This window comes from Priestia sp. LL-8 (assembly GCF_036227845.1).
Taxonomy (GTDB): Bacteria; Bacillota; Bacilli; order Bacillales; family Bacillaceae_H; genus Priestia; species Priestia zanthoxyli.
On sequence record NZ_JAZAQH010000001.1, the window covers coordinates 2,959,462 to 2,978,065 of the forward strand.

The following is an 18,604-nucleotide window of genomic DNA, read 5'->3' on the forward strand; positions in this document are numbered from 1 at the left end:
ACCTCCAACTTCACTGTTGGAGGTTTTTTTAAGATAAATGCGTTTTATGCTTAAGTGAAAAAAAGGAAACGTTGATGACTTTGCAAATCGTTACATAATGCAGAACGGTCAAGACAACCACGCCACAGTTCATTCCGATAATAATTCCCTGCATGCCAATATTGGTTTGTGATCCTAGGAAAAACATGAGGGAAAAAGATACAATATGAGACCAAATCGTATGGTAAAAAGCATCTTTTACATACCCAAGGCCAATTAAATAAGCTTGAAGCGGGACGGCAAAGAAGTGAAAAAGAAAATACGGCCATAAAGCCTTTAAATAGTACACGGCCTCTGTAGAATGAAAAAACAAGTTGGTAAGCGGCTCAGCAAAGAAATACATCGCCACTATAGACGGAATCCCATATAAAAATGTCATTTGCATACTTTGAGTCAAAAGTCTTTGAAGCTGTTCTTCCTGATTTTTCGCATGAGCTTCAGATACAGCAGGTATTAGTGCTACTAAAAGAGAATGAGCAAAGAAAGCTGGAAAAAAGCCGATCGACATCGCTACTCCTGTCAGCATACCAAAATGCTGCGTTGCCCCGGTTAAAGTCATTCCAGATAAAACGAGCGCGTGTTTGATTAAAAACGGCTGAATAGCATTACATACCGCATTAAATAAACGCAGTCCCGTGGTCGGAAGTGAGACGCCTAACAGCTTTTTCCGAATCTCACTTGGAGAAAGCAGAGGTCTGTGCCCTCTTGATAAAACACTTAACTGAGTAACATACGTGATAAAAAAATAAAGCAAAATAACAGCTTCGGTTCCAATTAGCGTACAAATCGCAATAAACAGCGACATTTTAACATCTGTGAAAGCAAACATTTGAAAAACAACAAATAAAATAGTTAGCTGAAAGGCTTTGCGGATAAAATTAGACACAGCGATAGTCGTCATATTATTTTTACCCGTAAAATATCCACGAAGCACCGCTGAAAATGAAACAACCGGAATGAAACATAGTACAACCCATTTTAAGTAAGGATGATAGTGACTAAAAAATGGAAAGGCTGCTAATACGGCCAGTGTAATAAAAAAGATTCCCAAACTCACAGCAGTCGCAAAAATGGTGGCATGCTTCATCATATGCTGATGTTCTTTGCGATGATGTTCAGCAAGAAATTTAGAAATAGAAATAGGCAGTTCTAAGTTAGCTACGGTGGCAATAAGAAAAATGATAGGAAGAACGGTCATGTACATGCCCATACCTTCCCTTCCTAATTCTCTAGCAAGTACCATATTTACAAGGAATTCAATTAACTCTCCCGCAAAGGCAGCACCTGCTAGAATAAACGTTCCTTTCAAAAAAGTGTTCATCTCGTTATCTCCTCTATTTCCCGTCCTTTTTCATCACTACCTCTTCTCTCTATGTATATGACAAGCTCGATACGAATTATTTGTCTAATTGTATTTTTCGGTGTACAAGTTCTCGTATAATGTTCAACCTATGTGAAAAAAAACCGTTATATACCTTTTTTACATAGGAAATTCATTCATTTCTTATATTTTGGCTCTCAAAACTTACATAGAGAAAACAGGAGACCCAATGAGCCTGCTGATTGCTAACGGGAATAGAGCATGTTGTTTTAATGTAATAAATTCACATATTAGTTAAGCGTCTTTATTCATTATTTCCTGTGGATGCGATTCTTTTTTTGATACCGAGGCGTTTTTGCCTAGTACAACCGAAAAGACAACAATTATTGCTATAGCAAGAGTAAAAAGTGTAATTGATTCGCCTAGAAATAGAGCTGCAAACAGAATCATTAAAAATGGCTGTAAATATTGAACCTGACTAACTCTGGCTATTCCCCCCATAGCCATCCCGCTGTACCAAGCAACGTATGCTAAAAATTGACTCACTACTGAGAGATAAATCAAACTAACCCACGCTTGTAAAGGCGCATGAAGCATCTCAGCTGTAATGCTTAGTCCCACTGGAATCATAAAAAATGGCGCACCGATGATAATGGCCCAAGCAATCACTTGCCAGCTGCCTAATTCTCTTGCCAACACCCCTCCTTCTGCGTAGCTCAGTCCAAGTATCAGCACCGCTGCTAGTAAAGCTGCATCGGCAAACTGCAGTTGACCAAATCCGAGGTGAAGAGCATACACGATAACAGCTGCAGAACCAATCATGCTTGATATCCAGAATTTGAAAGAAGGACGTTCACCCCCTCTAAACATCGCAAAACCGGCTGTGGCTAATGGTAAAAGAGCGAGTTCAACCGCTCCGTGAGAAACTGGCAATGATTTCATTGCCCAGGAAGTGAGCAGAGGAAACCCTAAAACTGCGCCTAAAGCCACGATCAGCAGACTTTTAAATTGGCGAAGAGAAGGAATTTTTTCTTTTCGTACAATCAATATCACAGCTACTAAAATAGCAGCTACAGCTGTTCTTCCTAAACCGGCGACTGTCGTTCCAAAATACTCGACTGCAATGCTTGTAGAAGGAAGGGTTAAGCTAAAACAGATAACACCTACTACCCCGAGCAATAAGCCCATTTTCTCTCTCGTTTCTTTTTGCATCTTACCCTACCCCTGTCTTTTTATTTTTCAGAACTGTACCATTTTTCTAAAAAAAGTTCTGATATAATTAAAAGGATAGCGCAGGACAACGAGTAAAATAAATCATTCTTTTACCTATCTGTACGGGTACAAATTAAAGGAGTAGGACCTATGAGTTTAAAATATTTGAAAATCATGGAAGAAATTAAGCTTGGCCTAGCAAGCGGATCGCTTATTGCAGGTGGTAAACTCCCTTCTGTTCGCCGACTCTCCCAACATTTTTCGTGCAGCAAGAATACCGTTATCAAAGCGTACAGCGAACTAGAAAAAGAGCATTTAATTTATTCTGTTCCTAAAAGCGGCTACTACGTTGTGGCGGAATTTCAACATAGGACGAAGGAAAATGAAGTGATTGATTTCTTGTCTGCTGGTCCAGATAAAAACGTTATGCCTTATCTTGAATTTCAGCATTGTATAAACCAAGCGATTGAACACTACAAAGAAGAGCTTTTTACATACTCTGATCAACAAGGCTCTTACTCATTACGGGTACAGTTAGTGAAACACTTGCAGAATCTACAGGTGTTCACTCAAGCTGAAAGGTTAGTTGTTGTATCCGGGTCTCAGCAAGCTCTTCACTTATTAGTTTCTATGCCCTTTCCAAATGGAAAAAATAATATCCTAATTGAACAGCCCACTTATTTCGGTTTTATTGAATCTCTTACCCTGCACCACGCTACTACTTTTGGGATCGAGCTATCGATGGAAGGGATTGATCTTGATCGTTTGGAGTACATTTTCCGAAATAATGACATAAAATTTTTCTATATTATTCCAAGGTTTCACAATCCTCTTGGGCATTGTTATACAAATTTTGAGAAGAAAAAAATCGTGGAGCTAGCCGAAAAATACGATGTATATATAGTGGAGGATGACTTTTTGGGCGACCTTGATCCCGATGCAAAATCAGATCCTTTATTTTCTTTTAATCCTTCTGGACGAGTTATTTACATTAAAAGCTTTTCGAAAATCTTTCTTCCCGGGTTACGCATTGCTGCTGTCGTGCTTCCTTCGTTAATGAATAGCAACTTTTTACGATATAAATTCAGTTCGGATTTTAATAGTTCAGCGCTTTCTCAAGGTGCTCTTGAAATTTATTTAAAAAGCGGCATGTTTACTAGTCATCTTAAAAAGATAAAAGAGGTATACCATACCAAAATGCAAACTCTTGTAGAGGCTTGTGATTCATTGCTGCCGGCTCATACACATTTTTCTAAACCAACTTCAGGATTCTATTTATCCATTAGTTTGCCTGAGCATGTAACAGCAAAACAGATCGTTCACATGCTAAACGAGCAGCACATATATGTTGATGATGCTTCTAGATTTTTTTTACCAGAATACAAACGAAACACTCTTCTCCGATTAAGCATCTCACAAGTAAATAAGAATACGATCAAACGAGGAATTGAACAGCTGGCTCAGTGCATTACTTTAATTGATGATAGAAAAAATCATCCTATCCCAAATAACCTTTTCTCCCTGTAGAATGGTAATTCAATGGACATACTAAACGAAAAGAAGCCAAGGAATTAGAATCCTTGACTTCTTTTATTTAACCGTAACGGTTATAAGAGGCATGTTATGCGTCCCTTTTGCAGAAACGTGTGACTGCACGGTATATGTGCCAGGCTCAGAGAAAGATGTTTGTATCTCATATACACCTTCTCCTATTTGTTTAGGTTTTAACATCTTCCCTTTCCCGTCGCCATCTTTTTTCTCTATTTCAAATTCAATCAGTTCAACATCATCATTATTCACTTTTTCGTTTCCATATGTAACTTCAGCTTTGTAGTTACCGCTTTCATTTTTCCGTAACGCTTCTGGACCTTGAAGATTTACGTTCAACGGTTTTGGCTGTTCAGCATTTGTGCTTTGAGCAGGTTCCTGACCACAGGCCGTTAAAAGTAAGCAAAGGCTGATTATAGATATACTTATTCTTTTTTTCATGTATTCATCTCCTTTTTAAACCCTTTGTTTAACTATAACGCGTATTGCAAAGAAAAAAATGAATTTTTCTAAAAAAGAAGGATTTTTAAAGATTTTTTAAGAAAAAAAGTTCATACTGATACTAACTAGTTTTTTCCAAGGAGGAAGAAAATGAATTCAGCTAAATCTCCAGCTAAACAATCATGGCTACAGATATTAATCAAAAATAAAAGTGAGCGTAAAAAAGTGATCTTGATCTTTACTATCTCTTTTTTACTAGTTGTAGCAGGGCTTATTTACATCCCTATTTATAAACACTCCCTTCCGATTGATTCTAAAATATATGAAGGGAATTTTAAAGAGCTTGGTTCAATTGCAAGAATTGGTTTCTTTGCAGCTTTAGCCATTTATCCTATTTTTTTATTATTAAAGTGGAAACCGTTATCGCACATAAAAAAAGGAAATTTTGAGTTAAAACCGCTTATTCAATTTTTAGCCAAGTACGTTCGTCAGTGGCACGTGCCCATTGCTCTTATATCAACTGCCTTGGTTATTTTACATGGTTATATGGCTTTAATAAGAGGATTTCAAGCAAATTTCACGTACTTTTCAGGCATTATTACGATGGCTGTTCTAGCTTGTTTACTTGTAATGGGCGTAAAGCGCTATAAACGTACAGATAAAAAGTGGCATCTTAAATTTGCTATCTCTTTTTTGGTTTTGTTTATGGTTCATGCTACGTTTTCATAACTTGCCATTGTTTAACCTTTTTTATATAGGGTACAGTTCACAATAAGTACATGATATGTATCACTATACGTTTTACATCATTTAGGAGGTATACACATGGCAAGAGTGTTAGCTGTATTATCAAGCGGATACGAAGAAAAAGATTATCACACAGGTTGGTGGGCAGAAGAATTATTTGCTCCGCTGCAGAAGCTTGAGGGCGCAGGACACACCGTTGATTTAGCCTCACCTTTTGGAGGTAAGCCGGAAGTAGACGTTCGAAGTATTTCAGAAGACTTTGATCCAAATGGAACATATAAGAAATTATATGAATCAGGAAGAGCGGATCAGACAATGAAGCTTGAAGAAGTAGATGCTGAGAACTATGACGTTATCTTAGTAGTAGGCGGCCACGGCGCTATGTTTGACTTAGCAAAAAATGTGGACTTGCATGCACTTATGAACAAAGTGTACGACAACGGAGGTATTTTAGCAGCTGAGTGTCACGGACCTTCTGTTTTTGCTTTCTTGAAAGGATCCGATGATGAACTGTTAATTAAAGGACTAGACGTAACCGGTTATCCTGATGAAATTGAACCGGAAGAAGTACTTCCTTTTTTACCATACAGTTTAGAACAAGAGCTTCGTGAAGTGGCTAATTACATCCCGGAGATGGATAAAAAAGCATATGCCGTTTGGGCAAATGATCAAATTGTCACAAGCCGAGATCCTTTTTCTTCGGAACTAATGGGTGATGAATTAGTTAAAAAGCTAAATAAATAAACTAAAAAAGACTGTTTTTCAAGCAGTCTTTTTTGTTTGTTCTATAGTGATGTTTGAAACTGCTGCTCCACCAACCGCCGGTAAAAAGCATGAGAGGCTAACAGCTCTTTGTGCGTCCCGTTTCCTGTAACTCTCCCTTCTTCTATTACAACAATTTGGTCTGCATTAATGACCGTAGATAGACGATGAGCAATGACGAGTGATGTGCGTTCTTTCATTACCGTTTCCAATGACTCTTGCACAAGCTTTTCTGATTCGGAGTCCAAGCTAGCTGTCGCTTCGTCCAGTAGTAAAAACTGGGGATTGCGTAACAGTGCTCGGGCAATTGCAATACGCTGTCGCTGTCCTCCTGAGAGATTAATACCTCTTTCTCCAATCATTGTTTCGTATTGAGCTTCAAAGGACTGAATGAAATGATGAGCATTCGCTAACTTCGCTGCTTCTTCTATTTCTTCATCCGTCACATGCCTCTCTAACCCGTAAATGAGATTTTCTCGAATTGTTCCTGCTAAAATCGGAGAATCCTGCTGAACATAGCTAAACAGGTGACGCCACGAACGTAAGTTGACGTTTTGACTGTCTGTTCCATCCAAGAATATGTGCCCCGATGAAGGCTCATAAAAGCGTTCGATAAGCGAAAAAACAGTAGATTTCCCAGCTCCGCTAGGTCCAACAAAAGCGGTAACTTCTCCTTTTTTAGCAGAAAATGAAACTTCCTGCAATACTGGTTTATCTTCATATTGGAAAGCAACTTTATCGAACCTTAAACTCCCTACCTGTTCAAGCACTTCTCCATTTTCATAGTTCTCTTCTTTCTCAGCTAATATATCAAAAATTCTTTCTGAAGCTCCTTTGGTTTGCTGAAAGCTCGTAACAAATCGGGTAAGTGAACCAACTGGAACCATAATTTGAAAAAGGTAAAGAACAAAAGCCACCAGCTCTCCTGCAGTGATAAATCCCTCACTCACCCGGTAGGCACCAAACCCGACGATGGCAATCATAACAGCGGTCATCACCGTGCTAATAATCGGTGTAATGATGGCTTCAATTTTAGCTCTCTTTACACCGAAGAGGTAGAGTGACTGAAACGATTGTAAGCCCGAATCAACTTCTTTTTTCTCTGAACCGGATACTTTAATCAAACGGATTTCACTCAGCATTTGAGCTAAAAAAGCCGTAAGCTTGGACATTTTATCCTGCTGCTCACGTGCAATTTTATGTATTTTTCGCGCTAGCGGCATAACCAGTACAAACATAACGGGAATAACCGCTAATAAAATGAGCGTCATGGGTACATCAAGCGTAAATAAAATAACAACGGCAACAATAATAGATAAAATATTTTTAACAAAGTCAATCATTTCTGTTGACAATAAATTCATCACAATGGTTGTATCATTTGTAATGCGGCTTACCATTTCACCTGAACGATTTTGATCGTAAAATGAAACAGGAAGCTTTATGAGCTTGTTCCACACTTTATGTCTGAGTTCTTTTACAACACCTTGCCCTACTTGAGCAAGGAGATAAAGAGACAGTGCGCTTGTTACCATTTGAGCAGCAAATAAGCCAAGAAGTCCTGTCACAAGCTGTGGTGAGACGCCTGTTGAAATTTTCTCCATCACTTCTTTAATAACAAGAGGAATGGAAAGAGAAGCTCCCGTATTGATTAAGGCCAGTATAAACGAAATGACTAACTTCCCTGTCGGAGGGTTTGTTAACAACCACAATTTTTTAAATGAAAAATTAATTCCTTTTTGCGTTTTCATCTTAGTTCCTTTCTAATTCTCTTAATAGGTGATATACATACCTTAGGTAGACACCTGAAACTTTACCTTCAAAGTTCTATCTTATTTTACACCATTTCTTTTCTCAACCTGAACTTCTAAGCTTTTACCCATTTTTTGAACTCGTCTATACAAAAATGACAAGCTGGTCATATACTATGGTACACTGAATTTCTTTACTAGATGAGAGGTTGAATAAGAATGTCTGTTTATATTAAATCTATTTCAATTGGAACCATTTCTGGCGGTATCGTTATTTTTGGAAACGCAGGAAATATATCGCCTCCAAGCGGCTCTACGTCCAGCTCTGGTTCTGCTTCTAGTTCTAGTTCTAGTTCTAGTTCTAATTCTCAAATGCCGATGCCTCCCTCTCCGGGAAAAGGCCCGAGGGATAACACAGCTTTTAATGCCTAACAAAAAAACAGTGAGAGATTTCTCACTGTTTTTATACTTGAATACTTGTCATCATCGCAATATAAAAAGCAAAAACAAACAAACCTGCACTTAATACGCTAAGCCATACTGTCTTTTTGTAAAAACAAATAAGTACATACACAAAAAACAGCAGTGCGACAAATAAGAACAAGGTTCCTACCACCGTTACTTGAAAGGTTAAAGGAAGCGTCACTTGCTTTCCATAAATAAATGGAAGAATCGATGAATCCATTGCCATATGACTTATATTGGCTGGCGGCGATTGCGTCACCATAATAGCTGTAAATAAAAAAATGATAAGCAAAATAATGCTTTCTGCTCGAATCCACGCCACGGGCTTATATTCTGGCTGTTTTATGGCTTTCTTCATAAGAAAGCCATTAATAACGGCAAATGCAAGCAGTGGAATAATCGTAATATGCTTTAGTAAAAGAGACTGTCCGTAATCTGTAGCCCATGAATTCACATAGTCGGACAGACCCATGATAATAATCATCGAAATGAATCCACTTAATGACAGAAGTACAAAGCAACCGATCGCAAAAGGAGTAAACCAGCTTAAGAAATTTTTCCAATTAGAGGTTTCTTTTGAAAAAGCGGCAACAATTAGAACCACTCCTCCCCACAGTCCAACTGCTAAAATATGAATGGAGTGAGAAAGCATCCCACTAAGCGCAGAAGCGGAAGCTGCGTGACTCGCATAGGCGATTCCTCCAACCAACGCCAAAGTCAGCAATGTATACATATGAGAGTGGCTCTCTATTGTGACAGCAATCATACATAAGATAGCCATCAGCACAACAAAAATCCAGGCGTGTCCTGTTCGTGTTTCTAATAATACAAGACGAACTGTTTCACCTAACCCTCTTATTTTTGAAAAAGATAAAATAATCTCAAGCGAATTTCCAACCGAAAAAATAGCGACAGCCGCTGCACTTGCAAGTAGCCATCGCTTTGATAATAAAATTGTTGGCTTTTTTGTAAGCGGCACATATTGCAGTACGGCAAATCCTAATAATAAGGAAAGACCTACGTATGTGAACCACTCAAAAACAGGCAACAAAATATTCATCTTTTTAAGCCTTTTTCTTTCTAAAGATTAAGAGTAATGCTCCAACCACCACTACAATCGCAATAATCATGATAACAAAAAACGATGAAGAATCATTGTTCTCTGTTTTTTCATCATTCGCTACTGCACTTTTTTGGTGTTGTTCAGATTGCTTGGCGTCTTGCTTTTTTTCACTATCTTTTCCGGCTGCTTGAGTATTCTCTTCTTTCGCTTCATCTTTCACATCTACTTTAAAAGCAATCGAATCTTTCATTACATGACCATCTTCCCCTACAATTTCCCAGTTCACTGTGTAAGAGCCGTTTTCAAGAGGCTGATCGACAGAAGCTATTAAATCATGACCCTCTACTTTTTGCGATGCAAGTGAAATTTTTTGTCCATCTTTTGTAACGGTTATAGTACTAATTTTCTCGATGGGTGTTTCAAAGGTTAATTTAATTTCTTTTAGAGGAGCTGTAACAGTTGCACCGTTTTCCGGCACGGTTGTTTGCACATGTGTATGCGCAAAACTAACTGTCGGAACAGCTAAAAAGCATGCTAAAAGTAAACCTATTATTTTTTTCATATTTAGGACTCCCTATCTCTTTTTCTTTTTTCATCATATCCAAAAATGCTTTTATGTAGACGTTTCCGAACACGATCTATTTTCCTAGTAAGTGTACTCCTTTTTTACTCAGTCTCACAATAACTATTACCAATTCGTTATAAAATGTTCACAAATCCTAGGTAAGGTGCCGATGTAATTTTTTGAATATTCTTTCAGACTATCCTTGAATATAGTAAAATAGTTAAATAAGATGGCTGACTTTTTTCTAGCTTAAAACCCCATACAGAAAGGATAGAAACAATGAAAAAGTATACATGCCCTTGCTGTGGTTATCAATCGTTAGACAGTGATGGTGACTATGATATTTGTGAGATATGTTTTTGGGAAGACGATCCGTACCAAAAGCTGAATGCCAACGAATTAGGAGCCAACTCTATTTCTTTAATAGAAGCGCAGCAAAATTTTATAGTCTTTGGAGCGTGTAATAAAGAAAGCTTACAGCACGTGAGAAAGCCTTCTGTTCAAGATGTAAAAGATTTTAACTGGAAACCTATTATAAGTCACGAGTAGCAAAACTAGTTTATAAAAAAAGAATGCTTGCAAAAGCATTCTTTTTTGGAGTCAGTAAGAAGTGGAAACAAATGTAGAAAGCACATTTGTAAACCTATAAAAAGTTTGAGTTTTAGACGAAGCTCTTCCTTTTGAAGTGAATGAATGAAACATAGCACTTCGCAGCGGTTGACTAATCTCTAATTGAATACTTTTCCCGGTACGATTTTTATTTGCAATGTTTCTAGGGTTAATGCCTGCAATCTCATCGTGCCCTTTTGTAATCAGTTCCGCCGGAAATCCATTTTGATTTAATAATTGCGTTAATTTTTTTGCACGCTCCCGATCAGTTCCCCCCACAAAAATATGTTTTTCGTTCCCAGAATACCCGTGAAGAGATAAAACATTATCATACTTGCTTACTATCTTACGCGCTGTGGGCTCATCAAAATGAGTGCTTGTGAGGTGCAGGTCTCGTGACCCTTTCGACTTTAACGATTCGAATAGGTAAAGAGCATTTTGTTTGCTAAGCTCTTTGGCAATTTCGCTTGTTCCCCCTTCAATTCCTCCACCGTGTGGAGCAAAGATAAGGACAGGGCTTTTCGTTTCTTTGGTCGTCACTTTATAGCTAGCTGAAGACTCGTGCTGTGAGAGCTGCTTGAAATTTTGATATTTATCAGTTGATGCACTAGATGTGTCTTGAAAAGGTGAAATAAATAAAACGAGTAGACAGATACATAAGGTAGAGAAACTTACTAAACGATAGCTTTTCAATTTGTACTCCTGCTTTCCATTGTGCAATAAGACCTAAAACATTAGAATCTTAAAAAATCCAAAAATAATATTTTCGGTAGTCTTATTTACTTATCGTTATAAATTATAATTTATTTAATAGTTCTAAATACCTATTTATATTATTTAAAAAAACTTCAGCGCATATCTACTGAAGTTTTTTTACTTTTTTTGTTTTTATTTATTTAAAGCAAGCGCCAAACTAATTTTATCCAGCCAAAGAAGGCGATCCATAAAGGTATGCTCAAAGATGTTCCCCACGCTAAACCAATTAAGAAGTTTCCTCTTTCGATCATACAAACCACTCCTTATGAACATTGTAGGTGAACAAGTACAATTCTATACCTTCACTATAACAGAAAGCGCTTTCATTTAATAGTAACTTACACGTTTTTAGTTCTATATTCATACAGAAAACCGGATTTCAAGTAGATAAAGGGCGATATATAAGAAAATGAATAATTACAAGATGTAAAAGTATAATCATCTACTAAAAAAAAGAAACCTTCTTTGAAGGCTTCTTTTCTAGGTGTTTTTTATTGTTCGCCGCTGCGCTGCAAGCGATTCTCAATAAATAGGCGTTCAACAAATTTATTTAGCTGGGCTTGATACAAACGGCGTTCATCTAGCGTTTTTGCGTCTTGTATTTGTTGCTTAAAGCGTTTGATTTGCTGTCTTTGTTCAACCGTTACATGATGAGAAAGAAGCATAGGTCCCCCTCCATTTCACTAACGTTTGAATTAAGTAAACCAAGGTTTACCAAAACAAACAACAAACCTGTTAGCTTCTCTTACATAAATTTTTTACTCAGCCTCTTTAGCCCCAACTAATGCTAAACCTGGACCGTACGGCGTTGTATGAACATCTAACATTAATTCATTGGTATAAGGCACAATAGAAGCTTCCATTGCTACTTGTACTCCGTTAACTTCATATACTTCATCATTTTCAAAAGGCTCTTCAAAAGCTAACCCAATATTAGGGATTTCACAGCTAATTCCTTTGAAATACAAGCGAATTCCTGTTATCTCCTGCTCTTCAAGTATATTGTTAATTAATTGTTTTGCTTCTGGTGTAATATGCATAACTAATCCTTCTTCCTTTCCATACTCTTGCTCTATCCTATCATATCTTTAAAGTTTTTAAAGAGAATAACTGCAATTTAAAAGTATTTCGATTATCATTTAATAATTATTATAAATAAGTATTGATTTTAATTTAATATTTGATATAATATAAACATAAGATAACAACAACTCATTAGGAGGCTATTAACTATGAATTTAGAAAACGTATTGAACCAACAAATTGCCGATTTTAACGTATTGTATACGAAGCTACATCGCTTTCACTGGTATGTAAAAGGACCTCAATTTTTTACGCTTCATGAAAAATTTGAAGAATTCTATAATGAGACGGCGGACTATATAGATGAATATGCAGAACGATTACTAGCCATTGGAGGAAGCCCAATTGCTACAATGAAGCAATTTTTACAAGCAGCTACTCTTTGTGAAGATGGAAACGAGCAAACGAGTGACGAAATGGTAGAAACCTTAATTAATGACTATACGTTACTTGTTAAAAACTTAAAAAATGCAGTTGAAAAAGCTGAAGCAGCACATGATCACGTAACAGCTGACTTATTTATTGGAACAATCGGCAACATTGAAAAACATATTTGGATGCTAAAAGCTGCTTTACCTGTAAAAACATCTGTAAATGCATAAAAAGAGCCTAACCGGCTCTTTTTTACGTTTGTTGATTTACTTTTTTTTGTCTTTGCAGCCACATAAAAAAAGACATATCATCGTGAATGCCATCTTCTAGCACAGCCTTATAGACGTGATCACTCGTATAATAGCGATTATATCCGCTTTGCTGTTTGAAAAATAAAATGCATTCCCGCTTCTTTTCAGTGAGAAGTGATTTTAATAACTCTTGTTTCTCAACTTTGTCCTTCACGATATTTTCTGGAAGCACGGAAATATCAAGCTTCCACTCTTCTCCCTTCTGAATCATATACACACTCCACTGATACTTATCTTTTTCATTAGCAAATATCATCTTATAAGGGTTAAAACGTTTTGTAAGCTGATACCCCATGTGAAAAATAGATTCTTCATCCATTTCATCATTTCCTACGTAAAAATTAAGGATGCGATTTGTCATGACATTTAACTCGAAACTCTCCCCTGAAAGAGGACAACCATATTCTTTTAACAGATCCAATAAATGATTGGATACCACCAGTTGATGCGCTTCATGTTTTAATTCACTTGAGTATGACAGCAGCTCATTCATGTTTTTTGATTCCCCTATCTATAGATCGTGAATTGTTATTGATATTCGCTTTTTTTTCATAAAACCCTTTCACTTTTACCCTTTAATTAAATAACTAGATGTAAATTAAGTTATGTAGAGCAACATTTTATGAATAAATCAAGTTTAAGTATAAAACCTGAAGAAGTTTAAAGACTATAGTCGATACCGATTTTAAGGAGGACTTAGTATGAATAATCACGAACTTCCTACAAACATGCAAACTGGAGCTGTACCCCCTCAATTGAACCATGGAGGGCATGAACTATTTGACGTTCATGAAACACTTGCCGGCTCGATTAATGTAATGGATCAGTTTATGATGTTTAGGCAATATGTAAAAGAACAAGAGCTGCTTGATATCATTGATCGGCAATATCAGTTTATTTTAAATGAATATAATTTAATCGTAGAAGCTTTTTCTACTGGTCAAAAGCCGGCCGGTTCTACACATGTGTATAACATGAAGCAGTCTCATACCTTTGTTTATGGCTTAAAGCCTTCGCAGCCTAAAAAGCCGAATCAGTCCGTTGAGGAAATTAATGAAAAAGGCATATCAGGTCATATGCTAGGTCTAGTCAAGTCTCAGGCATCTCTTTTAACCATGACCGCTTTAGAAATAACAAATCCTGTTGTTCGCCGAATATTCGGAGACAGCGTTCCTAATTGGATTGAAATGGCTTATGAAATTTCTCTTTATCAAAATAAACACTATTATTATCAAGTGCCTCAGCTTGCAAAAGAAGATATGCAGCAAATGATCACAAGTTTTGCAAAAGCAGCTGCCTCTCCTCAGATGCCTAATAACCATAAGCTGCATTAATTAAAAGAGGCTGGGACAAACGTATTTTAATTAAAGGAAGATCCGAACGATTCATCGTTCGGATCTTTTCATTGGTAGGGTGAATATAGGTTTAATGTTAATATATTTAGAGTTGCTTCTAGCTGTTGATTGGAGGGCAAGGCAAAGACTTCTTCGGAAAGCGAAGTCATGCACACAAATCAACAGCGGTGGAACAAGCGATCCATACTCGATCATTTATCCAATTTGTTCCCTTTTAGATTCGATGAATATAGTTGTGTCTCAATCTCTTTTGCGCATATATTTCAGAAAATGACAAAAAACTATGCATTTTGAATTATTTTCTGAATATTTGTAGTATTTTGATTAATTATGTATTATAATAAATTTAACCAATAGAAAGGAGTGAGAGATGCATCATATATACTCGGATTACAGTTAAAGGAGGTGTCATAACACGCTCGCAATACGTTTGCTAAAAGTCAGTTGAACTGTAGAACCGATATGTGATAGACCATGATGGTAAAGTTAAGATTAATTCCCCTAAATGAACATGTAACATAATAAACTGCTTCTTATTCTTTTTAAAGATAGAAGCAGTTTTTTTATGTGCGTTTTTCTTTTCCGGATTTAATACATGTTTTCTCCACTTTGGCTAACACTTAAGATATACATTTACGTACAAGGTGGTGACTTTAATGATCGCCGTAAAATTACTATTAGTCGCGGTTTTAATTGCATTAACTGCTTTTTTTGTAGCGACAGAATTCGCTATTGTAAAAGTAAGGAGTTCAAAAATCAATCAGCTTTTAGAAGAAGGAAATAAAAAAGCCATCTCTGCCAAACATGTTATTACGCATCTAGATGAATATCTATCCGCTTGTCAGCTTGGTATCACCATCACGGCTCTTGGGCTTGGCTGGCTTGGTGAACCGACGCTAGATCGGTTGCTTCACCCTCTTTTTACTACCTTCCATACGAATGAGCCGCTTGCTGGTATTTTATCTTTTGTCATTGCATTTGTTGTTATTACTTTTTTACATGTTGTCTTGGGAGAATTAGCTCCTAAAACGTTTGCTATTCAAATGTCTGAACAAATTACGCTGAACTTTGCAAAACCGATTATCGTGTTTTACAAACTTATGTATCCGTTCATTAAAATATTAAACGGCTCAGCTCGTATGCTGACCAAGGTTTTTGGTATAACGATGATTTCAGAAAATGAAGCTGCTCATAGTGAAGAAGAGCTTCGCATTTTGTTATCTGAGAGCTTTGAAGGCGGTGAAATCAATCAATCCGAATATCGATATATGAGTAAAATTTTTGATTTTGATGATCGTTTAGCTAAAGAAGTAATGGTCCCTCGTACGGAAATTGTGAGTGCTTCAAAAGACGACGTCGTAGAGGTTTTTTTGCAAATCGCAAATGTCGAAAAATATACGCGCTATCCAATTGTTGAAGATGGGGATAAAGATAAAGTAATCGGTCTCGTTAATATTAAAGAAATTTATAACGATATTGTATTTAATGAAAAAGACGGCACCAATACGTTGGAATCGTACGTCAAGCCTATTTTTAAAGTAATTGAAACCGTACCTATTCATGACTTGCTTGTAAAGATGCAAAAAGAACGTATTCAAATGGCTATTCTCTTTGATGAGTATGGCGGAACTGCTGGGCTTGTCACAGTAGAAGACATTATTGAAGAAATTGTGGGAGAAATTCGAGATGAGTTTGATACGGACGAAATTCCTTATGTACAAAAAATTAAAGACGATCATTATATTCTTGACGGAAAAATGCTCATTAGCCAAGTAAATGATTTACTCGGCACGGATATTAGCGACGAAGAAGTAGATACCATTGCCGGGTGGGTGTTAACCGAAAAGTTTGATGTGACCAAAAATGATATCATTCAGCATGAGCAATTTTACTTTAAAGTGTTGATTATAGAAGATTTTCACATTAAGTATATAGAAGTAAAAAAAAGAAAGAAGAAAGAAAAAAAGGATGATCATCATTAATCATCCTTTTTAGTTATTCAAAACTCCTTTTACCAATCGTCTCCTCCATCAAAAAAATCTCCATCCAACAGGTCCTCCCCGGCTTCTTCAATATCTTCTCCAATTTCACCAAGAGCCGAGTCTTCAAACATATCATCCATCAAATTCTCAATGAGCAGCCCGCCTAACATACCTGCTGCAAAGCCTCCCATTGCTCCTCCTAACCCGCTCATACGTGGGTGGTGTGAACGCTGATCATAGTGAGAAGGCTTATAATACTCATAGTCTCGAGGGTTTTCCATCATCTCTTCCATCGCTTCTTCCAGCAAGCGAGCGATAGTGGATGGCTGGCTTAGTTCATCGTTTGTAAAAAAGAGTTCGTTTTTTATTTCCCTCTCTCGGCCGAAAGAAGGTAAATCTAGCTCCAACAACACGCGAATACCTTCTCGTTCAATGGCTACCTCAAACTCAACCTCATTTACATACCCCTTTAAGAAGTCTGTAGGAAAAAATGCAAATTCTTGTTTGTATCCGTTAAATTTTCCTGAATGATGTTTTTCTCTAAACCCAAGTGCTTCAAATCCCTCTACTAGCTGATATAGGCTTTTTGGAGCTTTAATGCGCACAGGGTCCCGGTCTGTTGAGTCAACTCCTCCTTCAATATCTAAGTATGTCTTAAAGAAATAGCTAACGTTGCTCGCAGAGATTGGAAGATCCAAAGGTAAATGATATGTAAATGGAATTTCTTTTTTCTCTCCTTCACTAATTGTAAACGAGGAAGCTGCGCGCAGGCTTTCCACACGATGTGTATGCATTTGACCGCTTTTCATTTGAACTTCAAGCCAAAATTCAACATCAATTAAATTAATATGTTGCTGAACGTTTCCACCTTGGATGACAATAGCTCCTTCAATTACTTGACCGAGCGTATAGGCCGTTTCATTTAGTCGTAAATCCACTTTGGCAGCTCCAACTCCAATTTTAGCAAACATTTTTTTAAACATTTTTTTTCCTCCTCCAAAATGCTCTTACTATATATACGAAGTATACCGTTTATAAGTTTCAACTTACAAAAAAAGAACTCAATTTCTTGAGTTCTTTCTGTTGCTTTGAAGCTCCTGTATTAAAAAACCCAGCCCCAGCAGCAGTTACGTCTTTTGCAGCAATGACGTTTTTTACAACCGCCGTGATGTCCGCCGTGATGACAGCCACTGTGGTTACCATCGTGATGCCCTCCATCGTGGTTACCGCCGTGATGTCCACCATGATTGTCGCCATGACCCCCACCGTGGTTACCGCCGTGATCGCCACCGTGACCCCCGCCATGATGACATTTTTTATGACCTGAACGATGATCATCATCATGTTTAGGACAATGATCGTTATGCTTATAATCGTTATGACAGCATTTTCCTTCATGGCTACTTCTTGGATCATAACCAGAAGTTTTGTAATAATACTGATTAGAACACCAGCAACAGTTCTTTTTGTTGTTGTAACTCACATAAACCATCCTTATCTATAAATAAGATTTATATAGGCAATTTTATACCTATATATAAATAGATTATGTAAACTAGTACAAGGAAGTGCATTGCTGTGGGCCATGACCTAAGCCTGTTTTTAGGAGTATATGCGGGGCAGCTAAGACAAGAAAAAAAGCCATCTAAAGATGGCCTTTTTTATATTTGATTTTTCACTTTACTTGCGCTTTCTGCATAAAACTCCAGAATTTCTCTTCTTCTCACAATTCCAATAAATACACCTTGATCATCCGTTACAGGAACAAAATTTTGGTCAATTGCTTTTGAAAGGATGTTTTGAACTTCATCATATATAGCAACTGGGTTATAATCTTGATAGCGGTCAATCTCTGTTAATTTAATATTTTCCGTATCTTGAAAGCGATAGTCTCCTAGGCTTTTTAACTTCCAAAGAAGATCTCCTTCAGTAAGAACGCCTACATATTTACCATCATCGTCAACCAGCGGAACTGTAGAATAGCGATGATACTCCATTTTTTCAAGAGCCTGTCTTAATGTGGATTGAATATTTAGTGTTACAACATCACTTTTTGGTACTAAGAAAAATGCAATATTCATTTTTTAATCTCCTTTTCCTTACCCGCTCATCTTACGATTTCTATTTATTTTTTCAGTTTTCGGCTTATTTTAATGTTTTAATCATACAAAATGCAGCTCGCAGTTATCTTACATTTACAACTATAAGCTGTCAATCCTAAG

At 37.0% G+C, this 18,604-nt stretch carries 21 protein-coding genes; 8 read left to right on the top strand and 13 right to left on the bottom strand.

Features of this window, described 5'->3' with window-relative positions:
- Positions 1 to 28: 28 nt before the first annotated feature.
- Both U9R83_RS14995 and U9R83_RS15000 read right to left on the bottom strand, forming a co-directional pair.
- Entirely contained in the window at positions 29 to 1,360 is a 1,332-nt protein-coding gene (locus U9R83_RS14995) for a polysaccharide biosynthesis protein (RefSeq protein ID WP_013057669.1), read from the bottom strand.
- Between the two features lie 294 nt (positions 1,361 to 1,654).
- A complete protein-coding gene (locus U9R83_RS15000; RefSeq protein WP_115654261.1) occupies positions 1,655 to 2,572 on the bottom strand; it encodes a DMT family transporter in 918 nt (305 codons plus the stop codon).
- 150 nt (positions 2,573 to 2,722) lie between these two features.
- Between U9R83_RS15000 and U9R83_RS15005 the strand changes: the two genes are divergently transcribed.
- On the top strand, positions 2,723 to 4,099 hold the full coding sequence (locus U9R83_RS15005; RefSeq protein ID WP_243549485.1) for an aminotransferase-like domain-containing protein: 1,377 nt from the start codon (positions 2,723 to 2,725) through the stop codon (positions 4,097 to 4,099).
- Positions 4,100 to 4,162: 63 nt separating this feature from the next.
- On the opposite strand, the gene U9R83_RS15010 is transcribed toward U9R83_RS15005, so the two are convergent.
- Positions 4,163 to 4,561, bottom strand: a complete 399-nt coding sequence (locus tag U9R83_RS15010; RefSeq protein ID WP_098625844.1) for a FixH family protein — start codon at positions 4,559 to 4,561, stop codon at positions 4,163 to 4,165.
- Between the two features lie 150 nt (positions 4,562 to 4,711).
- Here U9R83_RS15010 and U9R83_RS15015 point away from each other — a divergent pair, with 150 nt between their 5' ends.
- Positions 4,712 to 5,290: a hypothetical protein gene (locus tag U9R83_RS15015; protein WP_098625846.1), complete on the top strand. Its 579-nt coding sequence runs from the start codon at positions 4,712 to 4,714 to the stop codon at positions 5,288 to 5,290.
- Between the two features lie 96 nt (positions 5,291 to 5,386).
- The gene (locus U9R83_RS15020) at positions 5,387 to 6,052 is read left to right on the top strand and encodes a type 1 glutamine amidotransferase domain-containing protein (RefSeq protein ID WP_098625848.1); all 666 of its coding nucleotides are present in this window, start codon (positions 5,387 to 5,389) and stop codon (positions 6,050 to 6,052) included.
- Between the two features lie 41 nt (positions 6,053 to 6,093).
- Here the strand turns inward: U9R83_RS15020 and U9R83_RS15025 are convergent, their stop codons facing one another.
- Positions 6,094 to 7,821 (bottom strand): ABC transporter ATP-binding protein, encoded by a 1,728-nt coding sequence (locus tag U9R83_RS15025; protein ID WP_014459472.1) that lies wholly within the window; start codon positions 7,819 to 7,821, stop codon positions 6,094 to 6,096.
- A 219-nt stretch (positions 7,822 to 8,040) separates the two neighbouring features.
- Between U9R83_RS15025 and U9R83_RS15030 the strand changes: the two genes are divergently transcribed.
- A complete protein-coding gene (locus tag U9R83_RS15030) occupies positions 8,041 to 8,253 on the top strand; it encodes a hypothetical protein (protein ID WP_243549488.1) in 213 nt (70 codons plus the stop codon).
- Positions 8,254 to 8,284: 31 nt separating this feature from the next.
- On the opposite strand, the gene U9R83_RS15035 is transcribed toward U9R83_RS15030, so the two are convergent.
- Both U9R83_RS15035 and U9R83_RS15040 read right to left on the bottom strand, forming a co-directional pair.
- Positions 8,285 to 9,346 carry a copper resistance D family protein gene (locus tag U9R83_RS15035; RefSeq protein ID WP_226701353.1) on the bottom strand — a complete coding sequence of 354 codons (1,062 nt, stop codon included), beginning with the start codon at positions 9,344 to 9,346 and terminating at the stop codon, positions 8,285 to 8,287.
- Positions 9,347 to 9,350: 4 nt separating this feature from the next.
- Positions 9,351 to 9,911 (bottom strand): copper resistance CopC family protein, encoded by a 561-nt coding sequence (locus U9R83_RS15040; RefSeq protein ID WP_014459469.1) that lies wholly within the window; start codon positions 9,909 to 9,911, stop codon positions 9,351 to 9,353.
- A gap of 282 nt (positions 9,912 to 10,193) precedes the next feature.
- Here U9R83_RS15040 and U9R83_RS15045 point away from each other — a divergent pair, with 282 nt between their 5' ends.
- Positions 10,194 to 10,463, top strand: a complete 270-nt coding sequence (locus U9R83_RS15045; protein WP_014459468.1) for a CPCC family cysteine-rich protein — start codon at positions 10,194 to 10,196, stop codon at positions 10,461 to 10,463.
- A gap of 51 nt (positions 10,464 to 10,514) precedes the next feature.
- On the opposite strand, the gene U9R83_RS15050 is transcribed toward U9R83_RS15045, so the two are convergent.
- The 3 genes from U9R83_RS15050 to U9R83_RS15060 form a co-directional block, all read right to left on the bottom strand.
- Positions 10,515 to 11,216, bottom strand: a complete 702-nt coding sequence (locus U9R83_RS15050) for a poly-gamma-glutamate hydrolase family protein (RefSeq protein WP_116739022.1) — start codon at positions 11,214 to 11,216, stop codon at positions 10,515 to 10,517.
- A 554-nt stretch (positions 11,217 to 11,770) separates the two neighbouring features.
- Positions 11,771 to 11,944, bottom strand: coding sequence for a hypothetical protein (locus U9R83_RS15055; protein ID WP_013057683.1), 174 nt, complete (start codon positions 11,942 to 11,944; stop codon positions 11,771 to 11,773).
- A gap of 93 nt (positions 11,945 to 12,037) precedes the next feature.
- Positions 12,038 to 12,319, bottom strand: coding sequence for a hesB-like domain-containing protein (locus U9R83_RS15060; RefSeq protein WP_014459466.1), 282 nt, complete (start codon positions 12,317 to 12,319; stop codon positions 12,038 to 12,040).
- Between the two features lie 192 nt (positions 12,320 to 12,511).
- Here U9R83_RS15060 and U9R83_RS15065 point away from each other — a divergent pair, with 192 nt between their 5' ends.
- Positions 12,512 to 12,964, top strand: a complete 453-nt coding sequence (locus tag U9R83_RS15065) for a Dps family protein (RefSeq protein ID WP_182420921.1) — start codon at positions 12,512 to 12,514, stop codon at positions 12,962 to 12,964.
- Positions 12,965 to 12,986: 22 nt separating this feature from the next.
- On the opposite strand, the gene U9R83_RS15070 is transcribed toward U9R83_RS15065, so the two are convergent.
- Entirely contained in the window at positions 12,987 to 13,538 is a 552-nt protein-coding gene (locus tag U9R83_RS15070; protein ID WP_140451414.1) for a hypothetical protein, read from the bottom strand.
- 208 nt (positions 13,539 to 13,746) lie between these two features.
- Here U9R83_RS15070 and U9R83_RS15075 point away from each other — a divergent pair, with 208 nt between their 5' ends.
- Together U9R83_RS15075 and U9R83_RS15080 are read left to right on the top strand one after the other, a co-directional pair.
- Positions 13,747 to 14,379 carry a spore coat protein gene (locus tag U9R83_RS15075; protein ID WP_182420922.1) on the top strand — a complete coding sequence of 211 codons (633 nt, stop codon included), beginning with the start codon at positions 13,747 to 13,749 and terminating at the stop codon, positions 14,377 to 14,379.
- Between the two features lie 677 nt (positions 14,380 to 15,056).
- Positions 15,057 to 16,382 (top strand): hemolysin family protein, encoded by a 1,326-nt coding sequence (locus U9R83_RS15080; RefSeq protein ID WP_014459462.1) that lies wholly within the window; start codon positions 15,057 to 15,059, stop codon positions 16,380 to 16,382.
- Positions 16,383 to 16,411: 29 nt separating this feature from the next.
- Here U9R83_RS15080 and U9R83_RS15085 read toward each other — a convergent pair whose 3' ends face one another.
- From U9R83_RS15085 to U9R83_RS15095, 3 genes are all read right to left on the bottom strand, one after another.
- A complete protein-coding gene (locus U9R83_RS15085) occupies positions 16,412 to 17,365 on the bottom strand; it encodes a sporulation protein (RefSeq protein ID WP_226555304.1) in 954 nt (317 codons plus the stop codon).
- A gap of 58 nt (positions 17,366 to 17,423) precedes the next feature.
- Positions 17,424 to 17,780 carry a hypothetical protein gene (locus U9R83_RS15090; RefSeq protein ID WP_162470339.1) on the bottom strand — a complete coding sequence of 119 codons (357 nt, stop codon included), beginning with the start codon at positions 17,778 to 17,780 and terminating at the stop codon, positions 17,424 to 17,426.
- A gap of 263 nt (positions 17,781 to 18,043) precedes the next feature.
- Positions 18,044 to 18,463: a CBS domain-containing protein gene (locus U9R83_RS15095; RefSeq protein ID WP_013057690.1), complete on the bottom strand. Its 420-nt coding sequence runs from the start codon at positions 18,461 to 18,463 to the stop codon at positions 18,044 to 18,046.
- Positions 18,464 to 18,604 lie beyond the last annotated feature (141 nt).

Excerpts from the sequence above, each read along its gene's own strand:
- U9R83_RS14995 (WP_013057669.1), bottom strand. The coding sequence starts at position 1,360 with ATGAACACTTTTTTGAAAGGAACGTTTATTCTAGCAGGTGCTGCCTTT.
- U9R83_RS15000 (WP_115654261.1), bottom strand. The coding sequence starts at position 2,572 with ATGCAAAAAGAAACGAGAGAGAAAATGGGCTTATTGCTCGGGGTAGTA.
- U9R83_RS15005 (WP_243549485.1), top strand. The coding sequence starts at position 2,723 with ATGAGTTTAAAATATTTGAAAATCATGGAAGAAATTAAGCTTGGCCTA.
- U9R83_RS15010 (WP_098625844.1), bottom strand. The coding sequence starts at position 4,561 with ATGAAAAAAAGAATAAGTATATCTATAATCAGCCTTTGCTTACTTTTA.
- U9R83_RS15015 (WP_098625846.1), top strand. The coding sequence starts at position 4,712 with ATGAATTCAGCTAAATCTCCAGCTAAACAATCATGGCTACAGATATTA.
- U9R83_RS15020 (WP_098625848.1), top strand. The coding sequence starts at position 5,387 with ATGGCAAGAGTGTTAGCTGTATTATCAAGCGGATACGAAGAAAAAGAT.
- U9R83_RS15025 (WP_014459472.1), bottom strand. The coding sequence starts at position 7,821 with ATGAAAACGCAAAAAGGAATTAATTTTTCATTTAAAAAATTGTGGTTG.
- U9R83_RS15030 (WP_243549488.1), top strand. The coding sequence starts at position 8,041 with ATGTCTGTTTATATTAAATCTATTTCAATTGGAACCATTTCTGGCGGT.
- U9R83_RS15035 (WP_226701353.1), bottom strand. The coding sequence starts at position 9,346 with ATGAATATTTTGTTGCCTGTTTTTGAGTGGTTCACATACGTAGGTCTT.
- U9R83_RS15040 (WP_014459469.1), bottom strand. The coding sequence starts at position 9,911 with ATGAAAAAAATAATAGGTTTACTTTTAGCATGCTTTTTAGCTGTTCCG.
- U9R83_RS15045 (WP_014459468.1), top strand. The coding sequence starts at position 10,194 with ATGAAAAAGTATACATGCCCTTGCTGTGGTTATCAATCGTTAGACAGT.
- U9R83_RS15055 (WP_013057683.1), bottom strand. The coding sequence starts at position 11,944 with ATGCTTCTTTCTCATCATGTAACGGTTGAACAAAGACAGCAAATCAAA.
- U9R83_RS15060 (WP_014459466.1), bottom strand. The coding sequence starts at position 12,319 with ATGCATATTACACCAGAAGCAAAACAATTAATTAACAATATACTTGAA.
- U9R83_RS15065 (WP_182420921.1), top strand. The coding sequence starts at position 12,512 with ATGAATTTAGAAAACGTATTGAACCAACAAATTGCCGATTTTAACGTA.
- U9R83_RS15070 (WP_140451414.1), bottom strand. The coding sequence starts at position 13,538 with ATGAATGAGCTGCTGTCATACTCAAGTGAATTAAAACATGAAGCGCAT.
- U9R83_RS15075 (WP_182420922.1), top strand. The coding sequence starts at position 13,747 with ATGAATAATCACGAACTTCCTACAAACATGCAAACTGGAGCTGTACCC.
- U9R83_RS15080 (WP_014459462.1), top strand. The coding sequence starts at position 15,057 with ATGATCGCCGTAAAATTACTATTAGTCGCGGTTTTAATTGCATTAACT.
- U9R83_RS15085 (WP_226555304.1), bottom strand. The coding sequence starts at position 17,365 with ATGTTTAAAAAAATGTTTGCTAAAATTGGAGTTGGAGCTGCCAAAGTG.
- U9R83_RS15090 (WP_162470339.1), bottom strand. The coding sequence starts at position 17,780 with ATGAAGGAAAATGCTGTCATAACGATTATAAGCATAACGATCATTGTC.
- U9R83_RS15095 (WP_013057690.1), bottom strand. The coding sequence starts at position 18,463 with ATGAATATTGCATTTTTCTTAGTACCAAAAAGTGATGTTGTAACACTA.